Annotated in this window: 15 protein-coding genes; 6 read left to right on the top strand and 9 right to left on the bottom strand. The window is 63.9% G+C overall.

The window, feature by feature from the left end:
• Positions 1–31: 31 nt before the first annotated feature.
• Entirely contained in the window at positions 32–1,105 is a 1,074-nt protein-coding gene (alr, locus tag IMX18_RS24920) for an alanine racemase (RefSeq protein ID WP_015272322.1), read from the bottom strand.
• A 148-nt stretch (positions 1,106–1,253) separates the two neighbouring features.
• Positions 1,254–2,558, bottom strand: a complete 1,305-nt coding sequence (gene dadA, locus IMX18_RS24915) for a D-amino acid dehydrogenase (protein ID WP_013974779.1) — start codon at positions 2,556–2,558, stop codon at positions 1,254–1,256.
• 156 nt (positions 2,559–2,714) lie between these two features.
• Between dadA and dadR the strand changes: the two genes are divergently transcribed.
• Positions 2,715–3,203 (top strand): transcriptional regulator DadR, encoded by a 489-nt coding sequence (gene dadR / locus IMX18_RS24910; RefSeq protein ID WP_003258963.1) that lies wholly within the window; start codon positions 2,715–2,717, stop codon positions 3,201–3,203.
• Positions 3,204–3,205: 2 nt separating this feature from the next.
• Here dadR and IMX18_RS24905 read toward each other — a convergent pair whose 3' ends face one another.
• Complete coding sequence (locus IMX18_RS24905; RefSeq protein ID WP_013974780.1) at positions 3,206–3,559, bottom strand: YkgJ family cysteine cluster protein; 354 nt, start codon at positions 3,557–3,559, stop codon at positions 3,206–3,208.
• Positions 3,560–3,758: 199 nt separating this feature from the next.
• Here IMX18_RS24905 and IMX18_RS24900 point away from each other — a divergent pair, with 199 nt between their 5' ends.
• Positions 3,759–5,051 (top strand): NAD(P)/FAD-dependent oxidoreductase, encoded by a 1,293-nt coding sequence (locus IMX18_RS24900; RefSeq protein ID WP_015272323.1) that lies wholly within the window; start codon positions 3,759–3,761, stop codon positions 5,049–5,051.
• A gap of 155 nt (positions 5,052–5,206) precedes the next feature.
• Here IMX18_RS24900 and IMX18_RS24895 read toward each other — a convergent pair whose 3' ends face one another.
• Entirely contained in the window at positions 5,207–5,437 is a 231-nt protein-coding gene (locus IMX18_RS24895; RefSeq protein ID WP_015272324.1) for a DUF1127 domain-containing protein, read from the bottom strand.
• Between the two features lie 178 nt (positions 5,438–5,615).
• Between IMX18_RS24895 and IMX18_RS24890 the strand changes: the two genes are divergently transcribed.
• Both IMX18_RS24890 and IMX18_RS24885 read left to right on the top strand, forming a co-directional pair.
• Entirely contained in the window at positions 5,616–7,046 is a 1,431-nt protein-coding gene (locus IMX18_RS24890) for an aminotransferase-like domain-containing protein (RefSeq protein ID WP_162491226.1), read from the top strand.
• Positions 7,047–7,106: 60 nt separating this feature from the next.
• Positions 7,107–8,663, top strand: coding sequence for a phospholipase D family protein (locus IMX18_RS24885; protein ID WP_015272325.1), 1,557 nt, complete (start codon positions 7,107–7,109; stop codon positions 8,661–8,663).
• Positions 8,664–8,784: 121 nt separating this feature from the next.
• Here the strand turns inward: IMX18_RS24885 and IMX18_RS24880 are convergent, their stop codons facing one another.
• Together IMX18_RS24880 and IMX18_RS24875 are read right to left on the bottom strand one after the other, a co-directional pair.
• Entirely contained in the window at positions 8,785–9,924 is a 1,140-nt protein-coding gene (locus IMX18_RS24880) for an MFS transporter (protein ID WP_015272326.1), read from the bottom strand.
• Between the two features lie 130 nt (positions 9,925–10,054).
• A complete protein-coding gene (locus tag IMX18_RS24875; protein WP_013974786.1) occupies positions 10,055–11,548 on the bottom strand; it encodes an aldehyde dehydrogenase in 1,494 nt (497 codons plus the stop codon).
• 196 nt (positions 11,549–11,744) lie between these two features.
• On the opposite strand from IMX18_RS24875, the gene IMX18_RS24870 reads away from it, so the two are divergent.
• On the top strand, positions 11,745–12,104 hold the full coding sequence (locus tag IMX18_RS24870; RefSeq protein ID WP_003258971.1) for a cupin domain-containing protein: 360 nt from the start codon (positions 11,745–11,747) through the stop codon (positions 12,102–12,104).
• Positions 12,105–12,174: 70 nt separating this feature from the next.
• Here the strand turns inward: IMX18_RS24870 and rpmG are convergent, their stop codons facing one another.
• Both rpmG and rpmB read right to left on the bottom strand, forming a co-directional pair.
• Positions 12,175–12,330, bottom strand: coding sequence for a 50S ribosomal protein L33 (rpmG, locus tag IMX18_RS24865; protein WP_003253507.1), 156 nt, complete (start codon positions 12,328–12,330; stop codon positions 12,175–12,177).
• A gap of 10 nt (positions 12,331–12,340) precedes the next feature.
• Positions 12,341–12,577 carry a 50S ribosomal protein L28 gene (gene rpmB / locus IMX18_RS24860; RefSeq protein ID WP_003258972.1) on the bottom strand — a complete coding sequence of 79 codons (237 nt, stop codon included), beginning with the start codon at positions 12,575–12,577 and terminating at the stop codon, positions 12,341–12,343.
• Between the two features lie 361 nt (positions 12,578–12,938).
• On the opposite strand from rpmB, the gene IMX18_RS24855 reads away from it, so the two are divergent.
• Complete coding sequence (locus IMX18_RS24855) at positions 12,939–14,546, top strand: ABC transporter substrate-binding protein (protein ID WP_217189999.1); 1,608 nt, start codon at positions 12,939–12,941, stop codon at positions 14,544–14,546.
• A 123-nt stretch (positions 14,547–14,669) separates the two neighbouring features.
• Here IMX18_RS24855 and radC read toward each other — a convergent pair whose 3' ends face one another.
• Positions 14,670–15,350 (bottom strand): RadC family protein, encoded by a 681-nt coding sequence (gene radC / locus IMX18_RS24850; protein WP_054572025.1) that lies wholly within the window; start codon positions 15,348–15,350, stop codon positions 14,670–14,672.
• Positions 15,351–15,475 lie beyond the last annotated feature (125 nt).

Genomic DNA, 15,475 nt, shown 5'->3' with positions numbered 1-15,475 from the left:
CACCGCCCTTCAACCTGTCCGCTTCAGCGTGTCATTCGCCGATGTAGTCCCGCGGTACTCGCTTCAGGTTGCAGAAAATCTGGTACGGAATGGTACCCGCGTGCGCAGCCACCTCACTGGCCAGCACATGCTTGCCCCATAGTTCGACCGGGCTGCCGACGGTGGCTTCCGGCACGTCGGTCAGGTCGATGCTGAGCATGTCCATCGACACCCGGCCGATCAGTTGGGTGCGCTTGCCGGCGACCAGCACTGGGGTACCGTTGGGCGCCTGGCGCGGGTAGCCATCGGCATAGCCCATGGCAACCACACCAACGCGGGTTGGCCGTGGGCTGACGAACTTGGCGCCATAGCCCACCGGCTCGCCGGCAGGCAGTTCGCGCACGCTGATCACCCGCGATTGCAGGGTCATCACCGGTTGCAGGCGCTCGGCCTCGGCCTGGGCCACTTCGAACGGTGTGGCACCGTACAGCATCAGGCCCGGGCGCACCCAGTCGCTGGGGGCCTGCGGCCAGCCCAGCACACCGGGGGAGTTGCGCAGGCTGCACTCGGCGGCCAGGCCCTGGCGGGCGGCCTCGAACACGGCGATCTGTTGGGCGGTAGCGTCGGCATCCAGTTCGTCGGCGCGAGCGAAGTGGCTCATCAGCACGATGCGCGCGACCTTGCCGCTGGCCAGCAGGCGCTGGTAGGCCTCGTGGTAGTCCTTGGGGTGCAGGCCGACGCGGTGCATGCCGCTGTCGAGCTTGAGCCAGACGCTGAGCGGCTTGTGCAGCTGGGTCTTTTCGATCGCTTCCAGTTGCCACAGCGAGTGCACAACGCACCATAGGTCGTGCTCGGCGATCAGGGCCAGTTCGCTGGCTTCGAAGAAACCTTCCAGCAGCAGCACCGGGGCCTTGATACCGGCGGCGCGCAGTTCCAGCGCTTCTTCGATGCAGGCCACGGCAAAGCCGTCGGCTTCGGCCTCCAGGGCCAGGGCACAGCGCACGGCGCCGTGGCCGTAGGCGTCGGCCTTGATCACGGCGAGGGCTTTGGCACCGGTCAGTTCACGGGCCAGACGGTAGTTGTGGCGCAGGGCCTGGAGGTCGATCAGGGCGCGGGCGGGACGCATGGCGGCTGCCTTATGGTGGTTCACAGGTTGAAAACGGTGTTGGGTTCTTCGCGGGCTCGCCCGCTCCCACAGGTACTGCACAGTTTTCAATATCTGTGGTGTTCCTGTGGGAGCGGGCGAGCCCGCGAAGAGGCCGGTACAGGCGAACTTACTGCTGGTGAGCCGGCGCAGTCTGCCCGTGCTTGGCCACTTCCGGGCTGTTGCCATAACGGGAAATGTCCAGGCCTTCGGCACTGATCTGCGGCTTCTTGCGCGCAATCAGGTCGGCCAGCAGGCGACCGGAACCGCACGCCATGGTCCAGCCCAAAGTACCGTGACCGGTGTTCAGGAACAGGTTGCGGAACGCCGTGGCACCAACGATCGGCGTGCCGTCCGGGGTCGCCGGGCGCAGGCCGGTCCAGAAGCTGGCCTGGCTCAGATCACCGCCGCGAGGATAAAGGTCGTTGACGATCATCTCCAGCGTTTCGCGCCGACGCGGGTTCAACGACAGGTCAAAACCGGCGATCTCAGCCATGCCGCCGACGCGGATACGGTTGTCGAAACGGGTAATGGCGACCTTGTAGGTCTCGTCGAGAATGGTCGAGGTCGGGGCCATGTCGGCGTTGGTGATCGGCACGGTCAGCGAGTAGCCCTTCAGCGGGTATACCGGGGCCTTGATGCCCAGCGGCTTGAGCATCTGCGGCGAGTAGCTGCCCAGCGCCAGCACGTAGCGGTCGGCGGTTTCCAGCTTGCCGTCGATCCACACGCCATTGATGCGGTCACCCGCGAAGTCCAGGCGCTGGATGTCCTGGCCGAAGCGGAACTCCACGCCCAGCTTCACGGCCATTTCGGCAAGCTTGGTGGTGAACAGCTGGCAGTCGCCAGTCTGGTCGTTTGGCAGGCGCAGGGCGCCGGCCAGGATGTCCTTGACGCCAGCCAGGGCCGGTTCGACGCGAGCAATGCCGTCGCGGTCAAGCAGCTCGTAAGGTACGCCGGACTGCTCCAGAACGGCAATGTCCTTGGCCGCGGCATCCACCTGGGCCTGGGTACGGAACAGCTGGGTGGTGCCCAGGCTGCGGTTTTCGTAGGCGATGCCGGTTTCGGCGCGCAGTTCGTCGAGGCAGTCACGGCTGTACTCGGACAGGCGCACCATGCGCTCCTTGTTCACCGCGTAACGGCTGGCGGTGCAGTTGCGCAGCATCTGTGCCATCCACAGGTACTGGTCGACGTCGCCGGTGAGCTTGATGGCCAGGGGCGCGTGGCGCTCCAGCAGCCATTTGATGGCCTTCAGCGGCACGCCTGGGGCGGCCCAGGGCGAGGCATAGCCGGGCGAGATCTGGCCGGCGTTGGCAAAGCTGGTTTCCATGGCCACCGCCGGCTGGCGATCGACCACCGTTACTTCGAAACCTTGCCGGGCCAGATAGTAGGCACTGGCGGTTCCGATCACACCGCTACCAAGTACCAGAACTCGCATCGTTTTATCCCTCGCACGCGGCGCGCCGCAGACTTTTATTGAAATGGCATGAATGCGCGCAGTATAGGAATTTGAAGGCAGTGCAATTCACTATATAAAAGCCTATTATTGGCGAGAATTCTCGGCAAAATCGCCTTTCACGGAGGGGCATCCCCTATGAGAACCCAGCACCAGAGCAAGCGTGAACTGGACAAGATCGACCGTAACATCCTGCGTATCCTGCAGAATGACGGGCGTATTTCCTTCACCGAACTGGGCGAGAAAGTTGGGCTTTCCACCACCCCTTGCACCGAGCGGGTCCGCCGCCTGGAGCGCGAGGGCATCATCATGGGCTACAACGCCCGCCTGAACCCGCAGCACCTCAAGGGCAGCCTGCTGGTGTTCGTGGAAATCAGCCTGGACTACAAATCGGGCGACACCTTCGAGGAGTTCCGCCGCGCGGTGCTGAAACTGCCCCACGTGCTGGAATGCCACCTGGTTTCAGGCGACTTCGACTACCTGGTGAAGGCGCGTATTTCCGAGATGGCCTCTTACCGCAAGCTGCTCGGCGACATCCTGCTGAAGCTGCCGCACGTGCGCGAATCGAAGAGCTACATCGTGATGGAAGAGGTGAAAGAGAGCCTTTGCCTGCCGATCCCGGACTGAAGTCAGACAAGCACCTGGCGGGTGGTGGCAATGAACTGGTGGACCAGCTGCTCGGCAGCGGGCTCGATCATCTGTTCAGGGCCACGGCCACGCGGGCAGGCCAGGCGCGGGGTGGTGCCGAACAGGCGGCAGATCATCGGGCGCTCTTCATACACCGTGCAGCCGTTGGGGCCCAGGTGCACACAGTCCAGGCGCTCCAGGGCGGCGTCCTGCTCGGCCTGGGACTTGCGCGGCAGGCGGGCCATTTCTTCCGCCGAAGTGGTGACCGGGCCGCAGCAATCGTGGCAGCCGGGCTCGCACTCGAAGGAAGGGATGAGTTCGCGCAGGAAGTGGATCTTGTGGCGGTTGCAGGACATGGCTGGGTACAAGTCTGAGAACTGAGGTTGAATTATAAGGCCAATCGCCGGCAAGCCGGCTCCCACAGGTACACCGTCGGTCTCAAGTGCCACGCGGACCCTGTGGGAGCTGGCTTGCCGGCGATGAGGCCGGTTGCCCCTCCCCGAAGCCCCGGCTTATCCTCCTCCCCCTCAGCCCACCAGCCTCAGGACCTGCCCAATGATCCACAGCGCGCAGCACGCCGCCTCCTACTACGCCGCCAGCAGCGCGCCACACCCCGACCACTCCTTCCTGCAAGGCGAGCACAGCGCCGACGTGTGTATCGTTGGCGGCGGCTACTCGGGCCTGAACACCGCCATCGAACTGGCCGAGCGCGGCTTTTCGGTCATCCTGCTGGAGGCGCGCAAGCTCGGTTGGGGCGCCAGCGGGCGCAATGGTGGGCAACTGATCCGTGGCGTCGGCCACGGCCTGGAGCAATTCCTCCCGGTCATCGGCGAGGAAGGCGTGCGCAGCCTGAAACTGATGGGCCTGGAAGCCGTGCAGATCGTCCGCGAGCGGATCGAAAAGCATGCCATCGCCTGCGACCTGACTTGGGGCTACTGCGACCTGGCCAACAAACCCGCCGAACTGCTGGGCTTTGCGGAGGATGCTGAAGAACTGCGCACCCTCGGCTACGCACATGAACTGCGCCTGGTCGGCAAGGACGATATCCACAGCGTGGTCGGTGCCGACTGTTATGTCGGCGGGCTGGTCGACATGGGTTCCGGGCACCTGCACCCGCTCAACCTGGCCCTGGGTGAGGCTGCCGTGGCCAGCCGCCTGGGTGTGAAGCTGTTCGAGCAGTCCGAGGTCACACGCATCGACTACGGCCCGGAAGTACAGGTACACACCGCCCAAGGCCGGGTACGCGCCAAGACTCTGGTGCTGTGCTGCAACGCCTACCACAACGACCTCAACCGCGAACTGGGCGGCAAGGTGCTGCCAGCCGGCAGCTACATCATCGCCACCGAGCCGCTGGGCGAGGAACGTGCCCGTTCGCTGCTGCCGCAGAACATGGCGGTGTGTGACCAGCGCGTGGCACTGGACTATTACCGCCTGTCCGCCGACCAGCGCCTGTTGTTCGGCGGTGCCTGCCACTATTCAGGCCGCGACCCGAAGGACATCGCCGCCTACATGCGGCCAAAGATGCTCAAGGTTTTCCCGCAACTGGCCGACGTGCGCATCGACTACCAGTGGGGTGGCATGATCGGCATCGGCGCCAACCGCCTGCCACAGGTTGGCCGCCTGGCCAGCCAGCCGAACGTGTATTACGCCCAGGCCTACTCCGGCCATGGGCTCAACGCCACCCACTTGGCTGCGCGCCTGCTCGGCGAAGCCATCAGCGGCCAGGAAAGCGGGCGGTTCGACCTGTTTGCCAAGGTGCCGCACATCACCTTCCCCGGCGGCAAGCACCTGCGCTCGCCGCTGCTGGCGTTGGGGATGCTGTGGCATCGCCTGAAAGAGCTGATCTGAAAGCTGCGCGGTCCCTGTAGGAGCGGCCTTGTGTCGCGATAGGGCCGCAGAGCGGCCCCAGCGATATTTGCGGCGAAGCTGAAAACCTGGGGGCGCTACGCACCCCTTTCGCGACACAAGGCCGCTCCTACATCGACCGCGCAACATCTGTATGGTCAGTCTTTCCAGAAGGGCTTACGCCCTTCGGCCCGGGCCTGCTCCCAGCTCAGCCCGATATCGCGCAACTCGTCATCAGTCAACTGCAGCAGCGCCCTGCGGGTGTGCCAGCGATGCAGCATCAGCCCCCAACGCCCCAACCCTTCCGGCGCGTTGAACACCTTGGCTTGCTGCCCGGCTTCCAGTTCCTTGGCCAACAGTTGCAAGCGCACATCGCTCATGCCACCCATCACCGCATCCTCTCGTTCAGTTGATACTGTGGAGAAAGCATGCGCGTCGACAGCACCGGCAATACAGATCCAATACAGCCTTATTATTCCCATACAGAATTGGCCGCAGACCGACTGAATGCTGTATTTTCAGCGCAACTGTACCGGTCGCCACGCTATTACAGCGCAGGAGTATGCCGTGACCCTTTACCTGAACCTCGCCGAACTGCTCGGTGCCCGTATCGAACAGGGCCTCTACCGCCCCGGCCAGCGCCTGCCGTCAGTGCGCGCCCTGAGTGTGGAGCACGGGGTCAGCCTGAGCACCGTGCAGCAGGCCTACCGCATGCTGGAAGACAGCGGCATGGTCTCGCCCCGGCCCAAGTCCGGCTACTTCGTCAACGACCACCGCCACCTGCCAGCCCTGCCCGCCGTCAGCCGCCCGGCCCAGCGCCCGGTGGACATCTCGCAATGGGAGCAGGTGCTGGAACTGGTGCGCAGCACCCCACGCCAAGGCGTGATCCAGCTCGGCCGCGGCATGCCCGACATCGACAGCCCCACCCTCAAGCCACTGCTGCGCAGCCTCGCCCAGCTGAGCCGGCGGCAGGACATGCCCGGCCTGTACTACGACAACATCCACGGCAACCTGGCCCTGCGCGAACAGGTGGCCCGGCTGACGCTCGACTCCGGCTGCCGCCTAGGCCCGGCCGACCTGGTGATAACCACCGGCTGCCATGAGGCGCTGTCATGCAGCATTCGCGCGGTGTGCGAGCCGGGCGATATCGTCGCGGTCGACTCGCCCAGCTTCCACGGCGCCATGCAGACCCTCAAGGGCCTGGGCATGAAAGCCCTGGAGATCCCCACCGACCCGGTCACCGGCATCAGCCTGGAGGCGCTGGAGCTGGCCTTGGAGCAGTGGCCGATCAAGCTCATCCAGATCACCCCCAGCTGCAACAACCCGCTCGGCTACATCATGCCCGAGGCCCGCAAGAAGGCCCTGCTGAGCCTGGCACAGCGCTACGACGTGGCGATCCTCGAAGATGATGTATATGGCGACCTGGCCTACACCTACCCGCGCCCACGCACCCTCAAGTCGTTTGACGACGACGGCCGCGTGCTGCTTTGCAGTTCGTTCTCCAAGACCCTCGCCCCCGGTCTGCGGATAGGCTGGGTGGCACCCGGTCGTTACCTGGAGCGGGTGCTGCACATGAAATACATCAGCACCGGAAGCACGGCCAGCCAGCCACAGTTGGCCATTGCCGACTTCATCGCCGGCGGGCACTACCAGCCCCACGTACGGCGCATGCGCAGCCAGTACCAGCGTGGCCGCGACCTGATGAGCGACTGGGTGACCCGCTACTTCCCGGCGGGCACCCGGGTCAGTCGACCGCAAGGTGGCTTCATGCTGTGGGTGGAATTACCCGAACATTTCGATACGCTGCGCCTGAACCGGGCTTTACTGGAGCAGGACGTGCAGGTTGCCGTGGGCAGTATTTTCTCGGCCTCGGGCAAGTTCCGCCACTGCCTGCGCATGAACTTCGCCGCACGGCCCACGCAGCAGATCGAAGCTGCCGTGCGCAGGGTTGGTGAAACCGCCCTTCGTCTACTGGAAGAAGAAAGCGCCGGCGCGTAACTTTGCGCCGCCCGCCACGGTCCAACCATTTAAGCCTTTGCTGCACAGGACGATCCACCCTTGAGACTCCAGCGAGCCCTGCCTCTGCTGCTGGTGCTACTGCTTGGTCTTGCCGGCTGTGCCAGCGTCGGCACGCCCCGCGAAACCAGCCAGGCGTTACCCGCCAACGACTCGGCCTTCGGCCGCTCGGTACTGCGCCAGGCCGCGCCGTACGACGGCCGCTCGGGCTTTCGCCTGCTGCCCAACAGCAACGAGGCGTTCCGCGCCCGTGCCGAACTGATCCGCAACGCCCAGGCGAGCATCGACCTGCAGTACTACATCGTCCACGATGGCCTCAGCACTCGTGCACTGGTTCATGAACTGCTGCGCGCCGCCGACCGTGGCGTGCGTGTGCGCATCCTGCTCGACGACACCACCAGCGATGGCTTGGACGTCATCATGGGCACCCTCGATGCCCACCCGAACATCCAGATACGCGTGTTCAACCCGCTGCACCTGGGCCGCAGCACCGGCGTGACGCGCGCGGTGGGCCGCTTGTTCAATCTGTCGCGCCAGCATCGGCGCATGCACAACAAGCTGTTCCTGGTGGACAACAGCATGGCCATCGTCGGCGGGCGCAACCTGGGCGATGAGTATTTCGATGCCGAACCCAACCTCAACTTCACCGACATCGACTTGCTGGGTGTCGGCCCGGTGGCCGAACAGCTCGGCCACAGTTTCGACCAATACTGGAACAGCGCCCTGAGCCGGCCGATTACCGACTTTCTCTGGCGCGACCCGGACGCCAGCGACCTGCGCGCCAGCCGCCACCGCCTGGAAATTTCACTCGCCGAAGCCAGGACCCAGCGCAAAGCCCTGTATGACCGCTTGATGGCCTACCAGTCGCAGCCGCGCCTGGATGTATGGCGCAACGAACTGATCTGGGCCCATGCCCAGGCGCTGTGGGATGCGCCGAGCAAGGTGCTGGCCGATGACGAACCGGACCCGCAACTACTGCTGACCCAGCAACTGGCTCCTGACTTGAGCAAGGTGCAACGCGAGCTGATCCTGGTATCGGCGTACTTCGTGCCCGGCGAGTCCGGCCTGCTGTACCTTACCCACAGCGCCGACGCGGGTATCTCGGTCAAGCTGCTGACCAACTCGCTGGAGGCTACCGACGTGCCGGCAGTGCATGGCGGCTATGCGCCGTATCGGCGGGCGCTGCTGGAGCATGGCGTGCAGCTGTACGAACTGCGCCGCCAACCCGGTGACCCCAGCGCCAGACACAGCTTGAGCTTCCATGGCAGCTCCGACTCGAGCCTGCACAGCAAGGCGATCGTGTTCGACCGGCGCAAGACCTTCATCGGCTCGTTCAACTTCGACCCACGTTCGGTGTTGTGGAATACCGAGGTCGGGGTGCTGGTGGACAGCCCGGAGCTGGCCGAGTACACCCGCGCGCTGGCGGTACAGGGCATGGCCCCGGCCTTGAGCTACCAGCCGACGCTGGTGGGTAACCAGATGGTGTGGGTGACCGAGGAAAATGGCAGGCGACGCATGCTCACGTCCGAGCCGGGCGGGATTTGGCGGCGGTTCAATGCCTGGATCAGCAAGGCGGTTGGCCTGGAGAAGATGTTGTAGCGGCGATTTTGGGGCTGCTTTGCAGCCCATCGCGACGCAAGGCCGCTCCTACATGGGATCGCGTATCTCCTGTAGGAGCGGCCTTGCGTCGCGATGGGCCGCAAAGCGGCCCCAAAATCCATCAGGCAGAAGCCGGCTCAAACGCCCCGCGCCGCCGGGTCAACACCACCAACCCCGCAGCCCCCGCAGCCATCAGCAACGGCAACGCATGCCCGCTGATCCACTGGCTGCCGGCCCCGGCCAGCAGCGGCCCGAGCAGGCAGCCAATACCCCACAGCTGCGCCACATGGGCGTTGGCCCGCACCAGCGCATCATCCCGGTAGCGCTCACCAATCAGCACCAGCGACAAGGTGAACAAGCCCCCTGCACTGGCCCCGAACAGCACCCACAGCGGCCAGATCGCCGGTGAATGCAGCAGCAACGGAATCGCCAGGCTGGACACCAGCAGGGTCACCGCACAACCGGTGAACAGGGCGCGCCGCGACATATGATCGGCCAGCGCACCGATGGGCAGCTGCAGCACCGCGTCGCCCACCACCACGGTACTGACCATGAAAAGGGCGATTTCGGTGCTGAAGCCCTGTTGCAGGCAATACACCGGCAACAAGGTCAGGATCATCGCCTCGAACGAGGCAAACAGGGCAATGGCCCAGGCGATCACCGGCAAGCGCCGGCAGAAGGCGAACAGGTCGCCGAAGGTGACGCTGCAGGCCTCTGTGCTGGGTGCCCCGCCACGGCCCAGGAGAATCAGCGGCGCCACCAGCAGCAGGCCGGTAGCGGCCCAGAAGCCGAAGTCGTCATCCGAGCCAAGAAAGCCCAGCACCAGCGGCCCGGCCAGCTGGCTTAGGGCATAGCTGCTGCCGTACAGCGCCACCAGGCGGCCACGCCATTGCTCGACTACCAGCTGATTGATCCAGCTTTCACCCAGTATGAACACCACGGTCAGCGACATACCGATCAGCAACCGCAGCAGCAGCCACAGCGGGTAACTGGGCAGCAGTGCGACCAGGCCAATCGACAGCGCCCCGCCCCACAGGCACAGGCGCATGGCTGAGGGCACACCGACCCAGCCGGCCAGGCGGCTGGCCAGACTGGCACCTACCAGCACGCCCAGCGCCGGCATCGCGGCCATCACACCGATGGCGAAGCTGCCGTAGCCCCAGGCCTCCAGGCGCAGGGATACCAGCGGCATGCTCACGCCGAGTGCCAGCCCGACGCTTAGCACCGATGCCAGTACGGCGAAGTAGGTACCCCAACGCATCCTTGACCTCTTGAGTTCTTGGGGCTGCTTTGCAGCCCATTCGCGGCACAAGGCCGCTCCTACAGGGAAACGCATACCCCTGTAGGAGCGGCCTTGTGCCGCGAATGGGCCGCGAAGCGGCCCCACGGGATTACAACTTGATCCAGGTCGCCTTCAGCTCGGTGTACTTCTCCAGCGCATGCAGCGACTTGTCACGGCCGTTGCCCGACTGCTTGAAGCCACCGAACGGCGCGGTCATGTCGCCGCCGTCGTACTGGTTGACCCAGACGCTGCCAGCGCGCACGGCGCGGGCGGTCTTGTGGGCCTTGGAGATGTCCGAAGTCCAGATGCCAGCGGCCAGGCCATACGGCGTGTCGTTGGCAATGGCGACGGCTTCTTCGGCGGTATCGAAGGCGATCACCGACAGCACCGGGCCGAAGATTTCTTCCTGGGCGATCTTCATGGCGTTGGTCACGCCGTCGAAGATGGTCGGCTCGACATAAGTGCCACCGGTTTCTTCCAGGGTGCGCTTGCCGCCGGCCAGCAGCTTGGCGCCGTCCTTGTGGCCAGCCTCGATGTACGACAGCACGGTGTTCATCTGCTGGGTGTCGACCAGGGCACCGACAGTGGTCTGTGGGTCCAGCGGGTTGCCTGGCTTCCAGCCTTTCAGGGCCTCGACCACCATCGGCAGGAACTTGTCCTTGATCGAACGCTCGACCAGCAGGCGCGAGCCGGCGGTGCACACTTCGCCCTGGTTGAAGGCGATGGCGCTGGCGGCAGCTTCGGCGGCAGCTTGCAGGTCCGGAGCGTCAGCGAAGACGATGTTCGGGCTCTTGCCGCCGGCTTCCAGCCAGATGCGCTTCATGTTCGATTCGCCCGCGTAAACCATCAGCTGCTTGGCGATCTTGGTCGAACCGGTGAATACCAGGGTGTCGACGTCCATGTGCAGGGCCAGGGCCTTACCCACGGTGTGGCCGTAGCCTGGCAGCACGTTCAGCACGCCAGCCGGGATACCGGCTTCGATGGCCAGCTGGGCGATGCGAATGGCCGTCAGCGGCGACTTTTCGGACGGCTTGAGCACTACCGAGTTACCGGTGGCCAAGGCCGGGCCGAGCTTCCAGCAGGCCATCAGCAGCGGGAAGTTCCACGGTACGATGGCACCGACCACACCCACCGCTTCGCGGGTGACCAGGCCGAGCTGGTCATGCGGGGTCGGGGCGACTTCGTCGTAGACCTTGTCGATGGCTTCGGCAGTCCAGTGGATGGCATTGGCCGCGCCAGGTACGTCGATGCTGGAGGAGTCGCCGATCGGCTTGCCCATGTCCAGGGTTTCCAGCAGCGCCAGCTCTTCGACGTTCTTGCGCAGCAGGTCGGCGAAGCGGATCAGCTTGGCCTTGCGCTTGGCCGGGGCCAGCTGCGACCACACGCCGGAGTTGAAGGTGGCACGGGCGTTTTCCACAGCGCGGTTGGCATCGGCCAGATCGCAGCTGGCAACCTTGGCCAGGAAGCGTCCGTCGACCGGGCTCAGGCACTCGAAGGTTTCACCAGATGCGGCATCGGTGTATTCGCCGTTGATGAAGGCACGGCCTTCGATCTTCAGTTGCTGGGCACGTTGTTCCCAGTCCGCACGAGTCAGGGTGGTCATACGAAACTCCTCCTCTTGTTTAGGTGCAACGCCGCACTGAGGACTCACAGGCGTTGTCAGAATTCTGCCCCAGCGTCGAGGGCATTTTGGCTACCGACACCCTAAACCAGCCGGTGTAAACTATCAATATATTTGACACGAAAGGCTCAAAAGCCTACTCATGTGCATTTTATTAAACAACAACAGGAGCCGAACCATGAGTATCGACAGCATAATCGACTTCGCGCAGGTCATTACCGAGGCCGAACGCTACCGCCCGGCGGCGGAAAAAATCCTCAAGGGCGAGCCAGACCAGGCGGTCTACAATCATTATTCCAGCCCGTGCGGGCAGTTTGCCGCGGGCGTGTGGGAAGGCGAGGTCGGGCAGTGGACGGTGAACTACACGGAGCATGAGTACTGCGAGATCGTCCAGGGCGTTTCGGTGCTGCGTGACCAGGACGGCGGAGCCAAGACCCTTCGCGCCGGTGACCGGTTTGTCATCCCGGCCGGCTTCAAGGGCACCTGGGAGGTGCTGGAGCCTTGCCGCAAGATCTATGTGATGTTCGAGCAGAAATGATCTGAGGCCCGAACAGGCATAAAAAAACCCGCATCCTTTCGGAGGCGGGTTTTTTCAGGTCGCCGATCAATTACTTGATCTTGGCTTCCTTGTACACCACGTGCTTGCGAACAACCGGATCGTATTTCTTGATCTCGATTTTGTCCGGAGTGGTGCGCTTGTTCTTGTCGGTGGTGTAGAAGTGGCCAGTGCCAGCACTCGAAACCAGACGGATCAATTCACGCATGACGTTCTCCTTAGAACTTTTCGCCGCGAGCGCGCAGCTCGGCCAGCACTACGTCGATACCACGCTTGTCAATAACGCGCATGCCTTTGGCAGATACGCGCAGACGCACGAAACGCTTCTCGGATTCAACCCAGAAACGGTGGTGCTGCAGGTTCGGCAGGAAACGACGACGGGTTTTGTTGTTTGCGTGGGAAATGTTGTTCCCGGTTACTGGACCCTTACCAGTAACTTGACAGACTCTCGACATGACTCAGCCCTCTAAAACCACATGCCCAACCCGGCATGGGTTGGCCGCTTAATCTCTCAGTCTTTGGCGCCTGGGCGCCGTGATTCTGGAGGTCTTATCGGCCGCATTCGCTGATGCGACAGGCCGAGCCCCTAGAAAAGAGCGCTGCTTTATACCAGAAAGACTCGGCCGCAACAACATTAGATGAATATTGACACGAGCCCCGACGCGCCGGGCCAGCATAGCGGCAGGCCCCGCCAGCCGTCGACCGCTCGTCGCCAATTTTGTAAAAAAGGGTGTGGTCATTTCCCGACGAGCACACTAGGGTAGGCCTTTTCCAGACTGCACTGGCAGATGGGCCACTGACAGCCAAGGAGCCACTATGCGTGCCGCCGCCCTTTCCTTATTGTTCAACTCCTTGTTCGCCGCAGGCGCCCTGATCGCCGCCAGCGTTGCCCAGGCCGCCCCGCTGAGCGTCTGCAGCGAGGCCAGCCCCGAAGGCTTCGACGTGGTGCAGTACAACTCACTGACCACCACCAACGCCACAGCCGATGTGCTGATGAACCGCCTGGTGGAGTTCGACGCGGCGCAAGGCAAGGTGGTGCCGAGCCTGGCGGCCAGCTGGACGGTATCGGCCGACGGCCTGATCTACGACTTCACCCTGCGCGATGATGTGAACTTCCACACCACCGCCTACTTCAAGCCAAGCCGCCCACTGAACGCCGACGATGTGCTGTTCAGCTTCCAGCGCATGCTCTACCCCGCCCATGCCTGGCACAAGACCGCGCCGGGCGGCTACCCGCATGCCCAGTCGCTGCAACTAGGCAGCCTGATCAAGGCGATCGAGGCACCCGCGCCAAACACCGTGCGCTTCACCCTCAACCACCCGGACGCCACGTTCCTGGCCACGTTGAGCATGGGCTTCGCATCGATCTACTCCGCCGAGTACGCGGACAAACTGCTCAAGGCCGGCACGCCGGAGAAGCTCAACAGCCAGCCGATCGGCACCGGGCCGTTCATCTTCCAGCGCTTCCAGAAGGACGCCGTAGTACGCTATCGCGCCAACCCTGACTACTTCGCCGGCAAGCCGGCGGTCGACCCGCTGATCTTCGCCATCACCACTGATGCCAACGTGCGCCTGCAGAAGCTCAAGCGCGGCGAGTGCCAGGTCGCGTTGTCGCCCAAGCCGCTGGACATTGCCGAAGCTGGCAAGGACGGCAACCTCAAGGTGGCCACCACCCCGGCGTTCATGACCGCCTTCGTCGCCATCAACAGCCAGCACCCGCCGCTGGACAAGCCGGAGGTGCGTCAGGCCATCAACTTGGCCTTCGACAAGCAGGCCTACCTCAAGGCCGTGTTCGAAGACTCCGCGGTGGCCGCCAACGGCCCCTACCCGCCCAATACCTGGAGCTACGCCAAGGACCTGCCCGGCTACCCGCTGGACCTGAAGAAAGCCAAGGCCCTGCTGACCAAGGCCGGCCTGGCCGAGGGCTTCAGCACCACGATCTGGACCCGCCCGTCGGGCAGCCTGCTCAATCCCAACCCCAGCCTCGGTGCGCAGATGCTGCAGGCCGACCTGGCCAAGATTGGCGTCAAGGCAGAGATCCGCGTGATCGAGTGGGGCGAGCTGATCCGCCGCGCCAAGGCGGGCGAGCATGACCTGCTGTTCATGGGCTGGGCGGGCGACAACGGCGACCCGGACAACTTCCTCAGCCCGCAGTTTTCCTGCGCCGCGGTGAAGTCGGGGACCAACTTCGCACGCTTCTGCGACAGCCGCCTGGACCAGTTGATCAGCGCCGGGCGCACCACCAACGACCAGAGTGTGCGCAGCCGGCTTTACCAGCAGGCACAGACGCTGATCCAGCAACAGGCGCTGTGGGTGCCGCTGGCGCACCCGACAGCGGCGACGCTGCTGCGCCAGGGGGTCGAGGGGCACCAGGTGAGCCCGTTCGGGCGGTTGGATTTCAGCAAGGTATCAGTGAACAAATAAGCCTGCACCGGCCTCTTCGCGGGCTTGCCCGCTCCCACAGGGACCTCGCCAACTTTCAACATGGCACTATTCCTGTAGGAGCGGGTTTACCCGCGAAAAGGCCGGGACAGACAGCACAAGTGCCTAAGCCACAATCCACCCATGCTCGACCATCGACAGCGGCTCCCCGTCACCGATGATGATGTGATCCAGCACCCGCACATCGATCAACGCCAGCCCCCGCTTCAACGACAGGGTCAAATGCACATCATCCTGGCTCGGCTCGTTGTTGCCTGAAGGATGGTTGTGGCACAGGATCAACGCCGCCGCGTTGTGCAGCAGTGCCCGCCGCACTACCTCCCGCGGGTAAACACTCGCCCGGTCTATCGTGCCCCTGAACAGGATCTCGAACGCCAACGGCCGGTGCTTGGTATCCAGAAACAGGCAACCGAATACTTCACTGATCTCATGGCGCAGCATGGCCTTGAGATAACGCCGCACCGCCGCTGGGCTTTCGAGAGCCGCTGCGCGCTCGATGTCCTCATCCAGATAACGCCGGCCAATTTCCAAAAGCACCTGCAACTGTGCGTATTTCACAGCGCCAATGCCCGGCTCGCGAAGCACTGCTGCGCGATCGGCCTCGAGAAACTGCCTGAGCCCACCAAAACGCCCCAGCAGCCCCCGCGCAAGGTCCAGCACATTCCGCCCGGCAACCCCCGACCCTAACAGCACGGCGAGCAGTTCGGCATCCGACAGCGCTGCCGCCCCGCGCTGCAGCAACTTCTCCCTCGGCCGCTCTTCAGCCGGCCACTCCCTGATATTCATCCCGCTCCTCTGCCCTTGCTGCGGCCCATTTCGGCCCTGTGTTAATCTATTTCGCCTCGTACATGCGACGTTCCGCCGCAGGCATTTTCAAACGTCGTCGCCCGCTCTCACTGGAAAAAGGCAAG

It is taken from the genome of Pseudomonas shirazica, assembly GCF_015168335.1.
Lineage (GTDB): Bacteria > Pseudomonadota > Gammaproteobacteria > Pseudomonadales > Pseudomonadaceae > Aquipseudomonas > Aquipseudomonas asiatica.
The sequence above is the reverse complement of the archived record's forward strand: the minus strand, read 5'-3'. Positions and strand labels throughout refer to the sequence as shown.

Coding starts and splice junctions, on each gene's coding strand:
- IMX18_RS24900 (WP_015272323.1), top strand. CDS start 3,759: ATGATCCACAGCGCGCAGCACGCCGCCTCCTACTACGCCGCCAGCAGC.
- IMX18_RS24875 (WP_013974786.1), bottom strand. CDS start 11,548: ATGACCACCCTGACTCGTGCGGACTGGGAACAACGTGCCCAGCAACTG.
- IMX18_RS24880 (WP_015272326.1), bottom strand. CDS start 9,924: ATGCGTTGGGGTACCTACTTCGCCGTACTGGCATCGGTGCTAAGCGTC.
- radC (WP_054572025.1), bottom strand. CDS start 15,350: ATGAATATCAGGGAGTGGCCGGCTGAAGAGCGGCCGAGGGAGAAGTTG.
- alr (WP_015272322.1), bottom strand. CDS start 1,105: ATGCGTCCCGCCCGCGCCCTGATCGACCTCCAGGCCCTGCGCCACAAC.
- IMX18_RS24895 (WP_015272324.1), bottom strand. CDS start 5,437: ATGGGTGGCATGAGCGATGTGCGCTTGCAACTGTTGGCCAAGGAACTG.
- rpmB (WP_003258972.1), bottom strand. CDS start 12,577: ATGTCGAGAGTCTGTCAAGTTACTGGTAAGGGTCCAGTAACCGGGAAC.
- dadA (WP_013974779.1), bottom strand. CDS start 2,558: ATGCGAGTTCTGGTACTTGGTAGCGGTGTGATCGGAACCGCCAGTGCC.
- dadR (WP_003258963.1), top strand. CDS start 2,715: ATGAGAACCCAGCACCAGAGCAAGCGTGAACTGGACAAGATCGACCGT.
- IMX18_RS24905 (WP_013974780.1), bottom strand. CDS start 3,559: ATGTCCTGCAACCGCCACAAGATCCACTTCCTGCGCGAACTCATCCCT.
- rpmG (WP_003253507.1), bottom strand. CDS start 12,330: ATGCGTGAATTGATCCGTCTGGTTTCGAGTGCTGGCACTGGCCACTTC.
- IMX18_RS24855 (WP_217189999.1), top strand. CDS start 12,939: ATGCGTGCCGCCGCCCTTTCCTTATTGTTCAACTCCTTGTTCGCCGCA.
- IMX18_RS24870 (WP_003258971.1), top strand. CDS start 11,745: ATGAGTATCGACAGCATAATCGACTTCGCGCAGGTCATTACCGAGGCC.